The organism is Cryobacterium sp. M23, assembly GCF_002929655.1.
In the GTDB taxonomy this organism is placed as follows: Bacteria; Actinomycetota; Actinomycetes; order Actinomycetales; family Microbacteriaceae; genus Cryobacterium; species Cryobacterium sandaracinum.
The window spans coordinates 50,059-63,468 of the sequence record NZ_PJJV01000060.1 but is presented as its reverse complement, the minus strand read 5'-3'; the positions used below and the strand labels follow the sequence as shown (position 1 = coordinate 63,468).

12 protein-coding genes are annotated in these 13,410 nt (G+C 69.7%); 9 read left to right on the top strand and 3 right to left on the bottom strand.

From position 1 onward, the window contains the following. Positions 1–511: 511 nt before the first annotated feature. Positions 512–1,453, bottom strand: a complete 942-nt coding sequence (locus tag CXY82_RS05535) for a hypothetical protein (protein WP_104170032.1) — start codon at positions 1,451–1,453, stop codon at positions 512–514. Between CXY82_RS05535 and CXY82_RS05530 the strand changes: the two genes are divergently transcribed. From CXY82_RS05530 to xerD, 9 genes are all read left to right on the top strand, one after another. Next, a complete protein-coding gene (locus CXY82_RS05530) occupies positions 1,418–2,302 on the top strand; it encodes a hypothetical protein (RefSeq protein ID WP_233199218.1) in 885 nt (294 codons plus the stop codon). The two genes, CXY82_RS05535 and CXY82_RS05530, sit on opposite strands and share 36 nt — an antisense overlap. Then, complete coding sequence (locus CXY82_RS05525; RefSeq protein ID WP_104170031.1) at positions 2,277–3,308, top strand: HAD-IIA family hydrolase; 1,032 nt, start codon at positions 2,277–2,279, stop codon at positions 3,306–3,308. Before CXY82_RS05530 ends, CXY82_RS05525 begins: the two co-directional genes overlap by 26 nt. Before the next feature lie 10 nt (positions 3,309–3,318). Continuing rightward, a complete protein-coding gene (locus tag CXY82_RS17255; protein ID WP_158252131.1) occupies positions 3,319–3,489 on the top strand; it encodes a hypothetical protein in 171 nt (56 codons plus the stop codon). 95 nt (positions 3,490–3,584) lie between these two features. Continuing rightward, positions 3,585–4,391, top strand: coding sequence for a TlyA family RNA methyltransferase (locus CXY82_RS05515; RefSeq protein ID WP_104100466.1), 807 nt, complete (start codon positions 3,585–3,587; stop codon positions 4,389–4,391). After that, positions 4,388–5,308 (top strand): NAD kinase, encoded by a 921-nt coding sequence (locus tag CXY82_RS05510; protein ID WP_104170029.1) that lies wholly within the window; start codon positions 4,388–4,390, stop codon positions 5,306–5,308. The genes CXY82_RS05515 and CXY82_RS05510 overlap by 4 nt, the downstream gene beginning before the upstream one ends. 9 nt (positions 5,309–5,317) lie before the next feature. After that, a complete protein-coding gene (recN, locus tag CXY82_RS05505; RefSeq protein ID WP_104170028.1) occupies positions 5,318–7,015 on the top strand; it encodes a DNA repair protein RecN in 1,698 nt (565 codons plus the stop codon). 11 nt (positions 7,016–7,026) lie between these two features. Next, positions 7,027–8,748 carry a CTP synthase gene (locus CXY82_RS05500; protein ID WP_104170027.1) on the top strand — a complete coding sequence of 574 codons (1,722 nt, stop codon included), beginning with the start codon at positions 7,027–7,029 and terminating at the stop codon, positions 8,746–8,748. An 84-nt stretch (positions 8,749–8,832) separates the two neighbouring features. After that, on the top strand, positions 8,833–9,456 hold the full coding sequence (locus CXY82_RS05495) for an NUDIX hydrolase (RefSeq protein WP_233199221.1): 624 nt from the start codon (positions 8,833–8,835) through the stop codon (positions 9,454–9,456). Positions 9,457–9,478: 22 nt separating this feature from the next. After that, entirely contained in the window at positions 9,479–10,510 is a 1,032-nt protein-coding gene (gene xerD, locus CXY82_RS05490) for a site-specific tyrosine recombinase XerD (protein ID WP_370443683.1), read from the top strand. 853 nt (positions 10,511–11,363) lie between these two features. Here xerD and CXY82_RS05485 read toward each other — a convergent pair. Both CXY82_RS05485 and CXY82_RS05480 read right to left on the bottom strand, forming a co-directional pair. Continuing rightward, positions 11,364–12,101, bottom strand: a complete 738-nt coding sequence (locus tag CXY82_RS05485) for a PIG-L family deacetylase (protein WP_233199217.1) — start codon at positions 12,099–12,101, stop codon at positions 11,364–11,366. Positions 12,102–12,133: 32 nt separating this feature from the next. Then, positions 12,134–13,405 carry a glycosyltransferase gene (locus CXY82_RS05480; protein ID WP_233199216.1) on the bottom strand — a complete coding sequence of 424 codons (1,272 nt, stop codon included), beginning with the start codon at positions 13,403–13,405 and terminating at the stop codon, positions 12,134–12,136. Between the last annotated feature and the right edge of the window lie 5 nt (positions 13,406–13,410).

Below are 13,410 nucleotides of genomic sequence, written 5' to 3'. Positions count from 1 at the left end.
CCAACTCAGGAGAACCAGCCGGGCCGTGCCGGGCATCCGCACCTATGCCGCACTGACCCGCGGCGGCCGTCTACTGCGGGCAACGAATGTCCTGAGTTAGCCACACACACACGGGTCCGGCCAAGCCGCCCCGCGGCGCACGCTCTACCTGCGCCCACCTCCACACCGTGCGCCCACCTCCACACCCTGCGCCACGAACCACACCACCCCGTGAGAGGGCACACCTGCACCAACGACAGTTGGCCACCCCTCGAGGTGACTTCCATGTGGTAAGTGGGAGTGAATGTCTTCATTCCGGTCGAAAGTGCCCGGTAGAGCCACCACTCTCGACCGGAGAGGCACACTCGCCGCGACCCGGTATGACACCGCCGGACTTGATTCAGAATCAACCAAAATGGCCTCCCAGACGGGTGGTCATTTGGCGTTGAGTTATTGTTGATAGGTCTGTCGAAATGACAGGTCAAATTACACAGGAGACACAGTGAGCCCTTCAGGAACGCACGATAACGAATCACGCGACGGCGGACGAGACGATCGTCGTTCCAACGGGGGTTACCAGGGCCGGTCCGACCGTCCGCAGCGTGACGGTGAGCGTCCCCCTTACCGCGGTAATTCCGAGCGTCCGAAGCAGGGAGGCGAGCGTCCTCCCTACCGCGGGAACTCCGATCGTCCCTCCACGGGCGGTTACCGTGCAAATTCCGAGCGTCCGTCCAACGGTGGCGAGCGTCCTCCGTACCGTGGCAATACCGAGCGTCCGCAGCGTGATGGTGAGCGTCCTCCCTATCGTGGCAACTCTGACCGCCCGGCCACGGGTGGTTACCGTGGCAATACTGACCGTCCCCAGCGTGATGGTGAACGTCCCCCTTATCGTGGCAACTCTGACCGCCCGCAACAGGGCGAGCGTCCTCCCTACCGTGGCAATTCGGACCGTCCCTCTACCGGTGGCTACCGGGGCAACTCTGAACGCCCGCAGGGTGGCGAGCGTCCTCCTTACCGTGGCAACTCCGATCGCCCGCAGCAGGGTGAGCGTCCTTCCTACCGCGGCAATTCCGACCGTCCGCAGCAGGGTGAGCGTCCCCCTTACCGTGGCAATTCGGACCGTCCCTCTACCGGTGGCTACCGGGGCAACTCCGATCGCCCGCAGGGCGGCGAGCGTCCCCCGTACCGGGGCAACTCCGATCGCTCCTCCGGCGGCGGGGAGCGCAAGCCCTGGGCCAAGGACGGCGCCCGTCCCGAGCGCAGCGATCGCCCGCAGCAGGGTGGCGAGAAGCCCTGGACCCAGCGCGGCGGTTCGCCGAACCGTGCCGGAGCTCCGCGCGGAGACGCCGGTAAGAAGCTGTGGACCCGTGACGGTGCCCCGGCCCGCGGTGACCGCGATGCCCGTGTCGTCGAAGAGGAGATGACCGAAGAGCAGCGCATGCAGCGCGAGCTTCGTTCGGTGCGCCCGCGCCACGACGACCCCGAGCTGCCCGACGACATCACGTCGCAGGACCTCGACCGGATCGCCCGCAACGAGCTCAAGACCCTCAGCAAGGACAACGCCGAGGCCGTCGGCCGCCACTTGGCCATGGCCGCCCGCGTCATCGACGAAGACCCCGAGCTGGCTCACCGCCACGTCCTGTCGGCTGCCCGTCGTGCCGGCCGGATCGCCGTGGTGCGCGAGAGCCTCGCGATCACCGCCTACGCCACGGGCGACTTCGCCCTGGCGCTGCGGGAACTGCGCACCTATCGCCGCATCTCCGGTTCCAACGATCAGCTTGCGCTGATGGTGGACAGTGAGCGCGGCGTGGGCCGCCCGGACCGGGCGCTCGAGCTGGGACGCTCCGTCGAGCGCGCCTCGCTGCCGGCATCCGTTCAGGTTGCTCTGGCGATCGCCATGTCCGGGGCGCGTCTGGACCTCGGCGAGACCGAGGCCGCGCTCAGCGAGCTCGAGATTCCGCAGCTGGACCCGAAGACCGCGTTCTCCTACAGCGCCGAGCTGTTCGCCGCCTACGCCGAGGTTCTCGGCGAGCTGGGCCGCGACGACGAGGCCGAACTGTGGAACGAGCGGGCCGAACGGGCCGACGCTGCCGTGTCCGGCGTGACCGATTTCGACGAGACCATGGAGATCCTCGAGATCGACGAGGACGAGTCCGACGAGGAAGAGTCCGACGAGGAAGAGTCCGACGACACCGACACCGACACCGACGACTCCACCGACGACGACGACGCGACTGACGTCTCCGACGAAGAGTCCGCGGATGACGCCGACGACTCCATCGACGAGGCGGAGCACGATGCTCAGGCGTCGCCGCGTGCCTGAACCGGTCACCCCGCTCACCGGCGTCGACGTGGTTCTGGCTGACCTGGACGGCGTGGTCTACGCCGGTCCAGCGGCCATCCCGTTCGCGGTCGAGAGCCTGAACCGTGCGGCGGAAACCGTGCGGGTCGGCTACCTCACCAACAACGCGTCCCGTACCGACCAGTCCGTGGCGGACCACCTCTCCGATCTGGGCCTGCACACGGTGGCGACGGATGTCGTGACCTCACCGCAGGCCGCCGTGCGTCTGCTCGCGGATGAGGTGCCGGCCGGCTCGCGCATACTCGTGATCGGCGGCGAAGGTCTTCTGACCGAGGTTGAAAAGGGTGGCTTCGTCGTCACCCGCTCGGCGGATGACGCTCCGGCCGCCGTGATCCAGGGCTTCTCGCCCGACCTCGGCTGGAAAGACCTGGCCGAGGCCGCGTTCGCCCTGCACCCGAACGAGGATGGCGTGGAGATCCCGTGGATCGCCACGAACACCGACTGGACCATCCCGGTGGCCCGGGGGATCGCGCCCGGCAACGGTACCCTCGTCTCCGCCGTGCACAGCGCCGTCGGTCGCCTGCCGATCGTGGCCGGCAAGCCCGAGGTGGCCATCTTCACCGAGGCCGTCACCCGCTTCGAGGCGCAGGCGCCCCTGTTCATCGGCGACCGCCTCGACACCGACATCCTCGGCGCGAACCGGGCCGGCATTCCGGCCGCGCTGGTGCTCACCGGCATCGACAAGGCCAAGCAGACCCTGGCCGCCGACGCCAAGTCGCGGCCGACGTATATCCTCGACGACCTGCGCCAGCTGCACGAGCCCTACCCGCAGACGGTGTTCTCCAAGGATGGATCCTCCGCCACGGTGAACGGGGCGACGGTGCGCATTGTCGGCGCCGACGTCACGATCGTGGCCGAGGGTGACGGGGCGATCAACCTGCTCCGCGCCGCCTGCGCCGTGATCTGGGCATCCGGTCGGCCCATCTACGGGCTCACTGTTCCGGAGCGACTGTATCTCGGACGGTAACGTGGAGAGGGTGAATCAGCCCCACGTGACGACGGACGACGTAACCCAGGATCTTCCCGCGCGGCTCGCCGCGATCGAAGACCGGCCCCTCGAGGAGCGCGCCGCCGCGTACGTTCAGGAGCACGACGGGCTGCGGGGCCACCTCGAAGGTGGAGACGTTCCCCGGGCGAGCCACTCATGACCGACGTCGACGGAACCCCGATGGGCGCCCCCGATGACGTCGCCCCCGACACCAGTGCCGGCGACCCCAGCGACCCCGGCGTTGCCGGCGAGCGGATGCCCGACCAGCGCCTCGACTCGGCCGTCGCCGAGCGCGGTCTGGCCCGGTCCCGCACCGTCGCCGCGCAGCTGATCGTGGGCGGACTGGTCACGGTCGACGGCACGCCCGTCGTCAAGGCATCCGCCAAGGTGCGGGACACCCAGCTGATCGAGGTGGCGGCCACCGACCACTACGTCAGCCGCGGCGCCCACAAGCTCATCGCCGCCCTCGACGCCTTCGCGGTTCCGGCCCTGGGCCGCACGGTGCTCGACGCCGGAGTGTCCACGGGCGGCTTCAGCCAGGTGCTGCTCGAACGCGGCGCCGGCCAGGTCATCGGGGTGGATGTGGGGCACGGGCAACTGGCCCCCCAGCTGGCGACCGAGCCGCGACTCGTGCTGGTCGAGGGGTTCAACCTGCGCTACGCCACGGCCGAGAAGATCGCGGCCGCCTCCGGGGTGCCGCAGCGGGTGGACCTGGTCGTGGGAGACCTGTCCTTCATCTCCCTGACCACCGTGCTTCCGGCCCTGGTGGCGTCCGCCGCCGACGGTGCCGACTTCGTGCTGCTGATCAAGCCGCAATTCGAGGTCGGCAAGGGCAGCATCCGCGAGGGCGTCGTGCACGATCCGGGCCTCCGCGCCGACGCGATTGCCGGTGTGCTCTGGGCGGCGTGGGACCTCGGCCTCAAGACGAACGGTTTGATCGCCTCGCCCATCGCCGGCGGCGCCGGAAATCGCGAGTACCTGTGCTGGCTGTCGAGCGCGGTCGGCAGCAATCCGACAGAATGGATCGAACGCACAACGGCGCTGGTGGGAGTGACTAAATGAGTGCAGCACCACGCAACATCCTCGTCGTCGCGCACACCGGCCGCACGGATTCCCTCGAGGCCGCCGTCACCGTCTGCCAGCAGCTGCTGGCCGCCGGAGCCGTGCCGGTGCTGGCCCGCAACGAGCGCGCCGACCTGCTCGCGCACTGCCCGGACCTCGACGACCAGATCGCGATCCTGCACGAGTGCGTCGCGACCACCGAACTCGAACTCGTGATCGTGCTCGGCGGAGACGGCACCATCCTGCGTGCCGCCGAAGTCGTGCGCGGCTGTTCGGCCCCATTGCTCGGCATCAACCTGGGCCACGTAGGTTTCCTCGCCGAGAGCGAGCGCGACGACCTCGGTGAGGCCGTGCGCCGGGCCCTGCTGCGCGACTACCTGGTCGAGGAACGCATGGCCCTCGCCGTTCGGGTCAAGCTCGGCGATGAGGTGATCTACGAGACCTGGGCGTTGAACGAGGCCACAGTCGAGAAATCCAGCCGTGAACGGATGCTCGAGGTCGTCATCGAGGTCGACGGCCGCCCGCTCTCCTCCTTCGGTTGCGACGGCGTGGTCATGTCCACGCCCACGGGCTCCACCGCCTACGCCTTCTCGGGCGGTGGCCCGATCGTCTGGCCGACGCTCGACGCGCTGCTGCTGGTGCCGCTCAGCGCTCACGCCCTCTTCGCCCGCCCGCTCGTCGTGGGCCCGGACTCGTCGCTCGCCGTGGAGGTGCTCGCCCGCACCGGCGGGGCCGCGGTGCTCTCCGCCGACGGTCGCCGCGTGCACGACCTGCCGCCGGGCTCCCGTGTGATCGTGCGCCGTTCACCGATTCCCGTTCGGCTGGCCCGCCTGCACAGCGGCCCGTTCACCGACCGACTGGTCAACAAATTCAACCTGCCCGTCACGGGCTGGAGAGGCCCGGTCGGCCGTGAATAGGCGTTCCGCATGATCGAGGAGCTCGTCATCCGTGACCTCGGTGTCATTGCCGAGGCCACCCTGCCGCTCGGCCCCGGCTTTACCGCCGTGACGGGCGAGACCGGCGCCGGCAAAACCATGGTCGTCACCGCGCTCGGCCTGCTGCTCGGCCAGCGTGCCGATCCCGGTCTCGTGCGCCAGGGCCAGTCGCAGAGCTGGGTGGAGGGCCGCTGGCTGATCCCTGCCGACGGCACCGTCGCGACCCGCGTGCGGGATGCCGGGGGAGACCTCGACGGCCCCGAACTCATCCTCAGCCGCTCGGTGTCCGCGGAGGGACGCAGCCGGGCTGTGGTCGGCGGGCGCAGCGCCCCCGCCGGCGTGCTCAGCGACCTCGGCGGCGACCTCGTGGTCGTGCACGGCCAGTCCGACCAGGTGCGTCTGCGTTCGGCCGTCGCCCAGGCTGCAGCCCTGGACCGCTTCGCCGGGCCGACGCTCGCCGACACCCTCGACCTGTTCCAGAGGGCCTACTACCGCTGGCAGGGCCTCCAGGGTGAGTTCGACCGACTCGTCGACGAGCAGGACCAGCGCGCCCGCGAGGCCGACACGCTGCGCGCCGCCATCGACGAGATCGAACTCGTCGCCCCGCAGCGCGGCGAAGACGAGTCGCTCAGCGAACGCGCCGAACGCCTCGGCAACCTCGAGGAGCTGCGCATCGCGGCCGCCCAGGCCCGGGAGTTGCTCTCGGCCGAGGAGAACCCCGACGAGATGCCCGACGCCGTCGCCCTGCTCGAGTCCGCCCGGCGCCAGCTCGAACGGGCCGGGGAGCACGACCCAGCCCTGCCGCCCCTGGCCGAGGCACTCGCGAACGCCGGCTTCCTGGTTGCCGACATCGCCGCGCAGCTCTCCAGCTACCTGGCCGGCCTCGACGCCGATGGCGCCCGCGAACTCGAGGTCGTGCAGGAGCGCCGCTCGGAGCTCACCGGCCTGGCCCGCAAGTACGCGGGCGGCCTTGACGAGGCCATCGACTTTCTCGACACCGGCAGTGCCCGTCTGCTCGAACTCGACAGCGACTCCGACCGCATCGACACGCTCCGCACCGAAACGGATGCTGCACGCCAGTCGACTGACGGCCTCGCCGACCAGCTCACCGGCATCCGTCGCGCTGCCGCAAAGGCCCTGGGTGCGGCCGTCACAGCCGAACTGGCCGCCCTGGCCATGCCGAACGCGTCGCTGCTGGTCGAGGTCGACGGCCGGGCCGAGATCACCGCCACCGGACGCGACCTCGTGAAGATTCTCCTGCGCCCGCACGCGGGGGCGGAGCCACGGTCGCTGGCGCGCGGGGCCTCCGGTGGCGAACTGTCCCGGGTGATGCTTGCGATCGAGGTCGTCATCAACGCGACCGACCCGGTGCCGACCTTCGTCTTCGACGAGGTCGACGCCGGCGTGGGCGGCGCCGCGGCGATCGAGATCGGCCGCCGGCTGGCCCGGCTCGCCGAAACCGCCCAGGTGATCGTGGTCACCCACCTTGCCCAGGTGGCCGCGTTCGCCGGCAACCACCTCAGCGTCGTCAAGGACAGCGACGGCTCCGTCACCGCCAGCAGCGTGCGCCAGCTGCACGGCGACGAGCGTGCCGCCGAAATGGCCCGCCTGCTCTCCGGCCTGCCCGATTCCGCGAGCGGACTCGAACATGCCCGGGAGCTCATGAACCTCGCCCGCGCCAACCGATAGGTCAGCCCTCAATGCTAGAGTCGAAGCCCGTGGTGGAAAATAAAAGCACGGACGAATCAGTACGCAACGACACGACACGACACATCTTTGTGACCGGTGGTGTCGTTTCTTCTTTGGGCAAGGGCCTGACGGCGGCAAGCCTCGGCAATCTCCTCACGGCCAGCGGACTCCGCGTGGTCATGCAGAAGCTCGACCCCTATCTCAACGTGGACCCCGGCACGATGAACCCGTTCCAGCACGGCGAGGTCTTCGTGACCGACGACGGTGCTGAGACCGACCTGGACATCGGGCACTACGAGCGGTTCCTCGACATCAACCTCAACCAGGCCGCGAACGTCACGACCGGTCAGGTCTACTCGCAGGTGATCGCCAAGGAACGCCGCGGCGAGTACCTCGGCGACACCGTGCAGGTCATCCCGCACATCACCGACGAGATCAAGCGCCGCATGCGCCTGCAGGCCAGCGACGAGCTGCGCCCCGACGTGATCATCTCCGAGATCGGCGGCACGGTCGGCGACATCGAGTCCCAGCCGTTCCTCGAGGCGGCACGCCAGGTGCGCCACGAACTCGGCCGCAACAACGTCTTCTTCGTGCACGTCTCGCTGGTGCCGTTCCTCGGCGCCGCGGGAGAGCAGAAGACCAAGCCCACCCAGCACTCCGTCGCCGCCCTGCGTTCCATCGGCATCCAGCCGGATGCGCTCGTGCTACGCAGCGACCGGCCCGTCTCCGACTCGAACAAACGCAAGATCGCGCTGATGTGCGACGTCGACGAAGACGCCGTGGTCAACGCGGTCGACGTGCCGAGCATCTACGAGATCCCCACCATGCTGCACGATCAGGGCCTGGACAAGTACATCACCGACCGCCTCGGCCTGCCCGTCACCAGCGTCGACTGGACCGGTTGGCAGAAGGTGCTCGACGCCGTGCGCGAGCCCCAGCACACCGTCACCATCGGACTGGTCGGCAAGTACATCGACCTGCCCGACGCCTACCTGTCGGTCACCGAAGCGCTGCGCGCCGGCGGATTCGCCAACCAGACCAGGGTCCAAGTCACCTGGATCGCCTCCGACGACTGCGAGACCGAGGAGGGCGCGAACCGCCTGCTCGGCGAGCTCGACGGCATCTGCGTTCCCGGCGGCTTCGGCGTGCGCGGCATCGAGGGCAAGCTCGGCGCCCTCAAGTTCGCCCGCGAGAACGGCGTCCCCGTGCTCGGCCTCTGCCTTGGCCTGCAGTGCATGGTCATCGAATACGCCCGCAACAAGGCCGGCCTCACCGGCGCATCCTCCTCGGAGTTCGACGAGGACACCGAGTTCCCGGTGGTCGCGACCATGGAAGAGCAGGTCGAGATCATCGCGGGCGGCGACCTGGGTGGCACCATGCGCCTGGGTCTCTACCCGGCCGTTCTGGCCGAGGGATCCATCGTGGCCGAGCTCTACGGTGCCTCCGAGGCGTCCGAACGTCACCGCCACCGCTACGAGGTCAATAACGCGTTCCGCTCTCAGATCGCGGATGCCGGACTGTGGTTCTCGGGCACCTCACCCGACCGCCACCTGGTCGAGTACGTCGAGCTGAAGCGCGAGGAGCACCCGTTCTACGTGGGCACGCAGGCGCACCCGGAGCTGCGCAGCCGGCCCAGCCACGCGCATCCGTTGTTCCGTGGCCTGATCAGCGCGGCCCTGGACCGCCAGCAGGCCAGCCGCCTGTTCGAGGTCGAAGCCAAGGAAGATGCCTGAGCCGTGACCCACCCGTCTGTGCCCGCCGCCAATGTGACCGCTTCTGTGACCGCCGAGAAGTCCGGCGAATCGGCCTCCGCCCCGCTGGCGGATGAGCCGGCCTTCGCGGCGGTCTCGGACAGCGCGATCGTTTTCGACGGCAAGGTGTGGGATGTCCGCCGCGACACCTTCGGCTATAACGGCTCCGGCATCATGCGCGAGTACCTGGACCACCCGGGCGCCGTGGCGATCCTCGCCCTCGACGAGCACAACCAGGTGCTGCTGATCAAGCAGTACCGACACCCCGTGCGCACGCGCGACTGGGAGCTGCCGGCCGGGTTGCTCGACGAAGACGGCGAGCATCCACTCGTCGGAGCGCAGCGCGAGCTGGCCGAGGAGGGCGACCTCGTCGCCACCGAGTGGAATGTTCTCGGTGAGTTCGCCACCTCGCCCGGCGGCAGCAACGAGGTCATCCGCATCTACCTGGCGCGCGGCCTCGCCGCGGCTCCGGAGGTCTTCGAGCGTACCGAGGAGGAAGCCGACATCGAGGTGCGCTGGGTGCCGCTTGATGACTGCGTCGATGCCGTGCTGGCCCGCCGGGTGCAGAACCCGTCGCTGGTGATCGGGGTGCTCGCCGCCCAGGCAGCCCGCGCGCGTGGCTGGAGCACCCTCGGGGCGGCGGATGAGCCGTGGCCGCGGCATCCGGTCAATTGGGACCACACGGTGTGACCGGTTGGCCTCGTCTGGTGGTGTGAGCGGTGCGGCTGGTGTTCCTGCTGGCCGGGGCGTCACGGGTGTGGGCGGTCCGCCTGCTCCGGGAGTTGCCGGTGGGGTCGTCGCGGCGGCCGTGGACTCGTATCTGCGGCACGTCGCGATCGAGCGCGGTCTGAGCACCAATACGGTGTCCGCCTACCGGCGTGACCTGGCCATCTACAGCCGGTGGCTTGCCGCGGTCGGGTTGACCGGACTCGCCGACGTCACCCGGCAGCACATCTCCGACTACGTGCGGTTCTTGGGATCCCGCGAGGAGTCGCCGCTGACCGCGGCGTCGATCGCGCGCATCCTCTCGACCGTGCGCGGGTTTCACCGATTTCTGCTCGAGGAGGGCGTGGTCGACACGGATGTCGCCCACGAGTCCAAGCCGCCCAAGCTCGGCACCCGGCTGCCCAAGGCCATTTCGATCGAGCAGGTCACGCTGTTGCTCGCGGCGACCGACGGCGACGAGGTGCACAACCTGCGCGACAAGGCGCTGCTCGAGCTGCTCTACGCCACGGGCGCCCGCGTCTCGGAGGTGGTCAACCTCAATGTGGACGATGTGCTCGACCCCGAGGTGGTGCGCCTCACCGGCAAGGGCGACAAGCAGCGCATCGTGCCGGTCGGCAGTTACGCGCGCGCGGCCATCGACACGTTCCTGGTGCGGGGGAGACCGCTGCTCTCCGCCCGTGGACCGGCGACGCCGGCCCTGTTCCTGGGCCTTCGCGGCAAGAGGCTCAGCCGGCAGAACGCGTGGTTGATCATCCGTGCCGCGGCCGAACGCGCCGGCCTCGAGGGGCACGTCTCGCCGCACACGCTGCGGCACGCCTTCGCGACGCACCTGCTCGAAGGCGGGGCCGATGTGCGCGTGGTGCAGGAGTTGCTCGGCCACTCCTCGGTGGCCACCACCCAGATCTACACGCTCGTCACCGCGGATACCCTGCGCGACATGTACACGACGGCGCATCCGCGGGCGCGGGTGTCCCGTTCCGTCCCCCCGGTGGTTGAGTCACCCCGCGGTGAAGGTTGAGCCCCCGCCGGTCCTGGACGAGCTCAACCCCGCCTGACTGTTCCCGTTTCGGACAACTGTTGCCCGTGTACCGGCAACAACTGTCCGGAACGGCAACAGTGGCGGCCGGCGCCGCCGCGCGCCGCTGACGTTTGAGCTTTCCGGGACATTTTGTTCGAGCGGCCACCGAAGGCTGCGTCTCGCGTTTTCTCCGAAGTTACGTGACGACGGATGCCGAGAGCCGCCCACGCTCGCGGCTGCGGCGGCCCCGCCGGTGGTTGAGCCTGCCGAAACCCGGTGACCTGGCCGTCGAACCCGCCCGTCGGCATCCGTCACCGTCGCTAGCTTCGGAGTTTTTCGGAACCCGCCGGTCGAGCGGCCACCGAATGCGGCGTGTCGCGATTATCCCCGAGGTACGTGACGCCGGCTGCCGAGAGCCGCCCCCGCTCTGGGCTGCGGCGGCCCCGCCGGTCCGGGATGCGTAGCCTAACCCCGCCTAACTGTTGCCGTTCCGGACAACTGTTGCCCGCGTACCGGCAACAATTGTCCGGAACGGCAACAGTTGCGGCCGGGTCCGCCGCGCGGGGCATCCGTCACCCGCGTCGCCACCCGCGTCGTCACCCGCGTCGCCACCCGCGTCGCCACCCGCGTCGTCACCCGGGTCGCCACCCGCGTCGTCACCCGTCGGCGTCTCGGCGCCCTCCCTGGCATAACTCCTGCAATTTGGCTGCCGGGAGCCGGTTCCACCGTGTTTTCGGGCCTATTCTGCAGGATTTGCAGGAGTTATGCACGAGGGGCTACACACCAGGCCGGCGGCTGACCAGCGGAAGCCAGCGCAGACCCCGCAGACGGGCGCGGGTCGGTGCGGCCGACCTCAGAGCAGGCGCAGCCCCGACGCAGTGATGATCGGCTCGCGCTGCCCGCCGGAGTGCACGATGTGGCCACCGCCCTCGTCGACGGTGAGCTGGCTCGCGTGGCAGCGCAGGGCAGCCGTGACCGTCGCGAGGTGCGCCGACAGGTCGAACCACTCGGCAGCACCCGCACCACGCGCATCCGAAGTAGCACCATCCACCCCCACCTGCACCACCTCGGCAAACGCGACCCCCGCCGCCCGGCTGCCGGCCAGCGCCGCTTCATGCATGCGCACGTGATCCGGATGCCCGTACCCGCCACCGTTGTCGTAGCTGATCACGAGGGCAGGCCGAAGCTGCCCGATCAGCGCGGCCACATCCGCGGTCACTTCGGCCAGGGGCGCCCGCACCAGGGCGTCGCCGTCGATGTCGTCGGCCGGCCCGGCCAGCCCCGGACGAATCCAGGTCATGCCCGAGTCCCGGTACGCGCGCGGCGCGAGGCCCGCGGCGCGCGCGGGCGGCGTGCCCAGCCAGAACCGATCCGCGAAACCGATGCCGAGGGCCGCCGCGGCGCAGGCGAGCTCCCGCTCGCGTTCCCGGGTGAGCGCATCCGTGCCCTCGAGCACCGACAGCGGCCCGCGCACGACCTCGCCTTGCTCGCCGCGCGTGGCGGTCAGCAACGACACCCGGATGCCCCGGGCCGCCATTTCCGCAATCAGCGCACCCGTCGCAATGGTTTCGTCATCGGGATGAGCGTGCACGAACAGAACAGTGGGAACACAGTCCAGCAGACTCACGCGCTGAGCAGCGAGGGGCGGCGGTCGCCGGCACCGGGGCGCACCAGCGACCGGTACACGGTCACGAGGCCTTCTGCCGACCGCGGCCAGTCCAGGTGCTCGGCCCGCTCGCGCGCGGCGAGCGAGAGACGCCGGGCGAACGCGGGGTTCGAGAGAATCTGCGTGAGTGCGCCGGCCCAGACCTTCGGATCGCGCGAGTCCAGCACCACGCCGGTGTCGCCGTCGAGCACCGCCTCGCGCAGTCCGCCGGCCGCCGCGGCGACGACGGGAACACCGCTCGCGGCCGCTTCCAGCGCCACGAGCCCATACGTTTCGGAGTGCGAGGGTACGAGCACGACGCGGGCGCCGCTCAGCAGCAAAGCCAGGTCCACGCGGGACTGCGGACCCACGAAACGCACGTTGCGCTCGATTCCGTGCCGGGCCGCGAGGGACCGAAGTTCGTCGATATAGCCGTCGTAGTCGGCTGACGCGTCTCCGGCGATCACGAGTTCGGGCCGGATCGGCTCCGGCACGGCCGCGATCGCCTCGATCGCGAGGTCGAGGCCCTTCAACGGCTGCAGGCGCCCCGCGACGACCGCGTACCCGCGGATGTCGATCGGTCCAGAAAGCTCGGCAGCCCCAGCCGCGGCGGCACCGACACTCCGGATGTCCGTGGGCCGGAACAGAATCCCGTCCACCCCCGGCAGCACGATCGAGATGCGCTCGGGCGCACCGCCGAGCCGCTGCACGATGGTGTCGCCCTCGGACTCGCTGATTGCGACCAGGGCATCCGACTCCTGCGCCAGCCAGGCCTCGCCGGCCATACGCCCGGGGGACTCGGGGCGTTCGCCAGCCGACAACGGCGTCGACGCGTCGGCCGCGATGCTGTGGAAGCTCTGCACGTGCGGGATGCCCCGGCGGCGCGCGAGCGGGAGCGCCGCCATACCCGAGAACCAATGGTGCGAGTGGATGACGTCGTAGGGTCCCAGCGCATCCATCTGCACGCGGAACGCCTCGATGAACTCCTCGTGGTCGCCCTTCGGCACGGGACGGGCCGGTCCGGCCTCGAGAAAGCGGAGCGTCACCCCGGGGCTCAACTGCATCGTCTCCGACACGGGGGAGGAGCGACGGGTGAGGATATCGACGTGGTGGCCGGCGGAGGCGAGAGCCTCCGCCTGGTGCCGCACGACCACGTTCATGCCCCCGGCGTCGCCCGAGCCCGGCTCAGCTCCCGGGGACGTGTGCAGGCAAACGAGCGCGATTCGGAGGGGCGTAAATGGTTGAGGCACCTGAA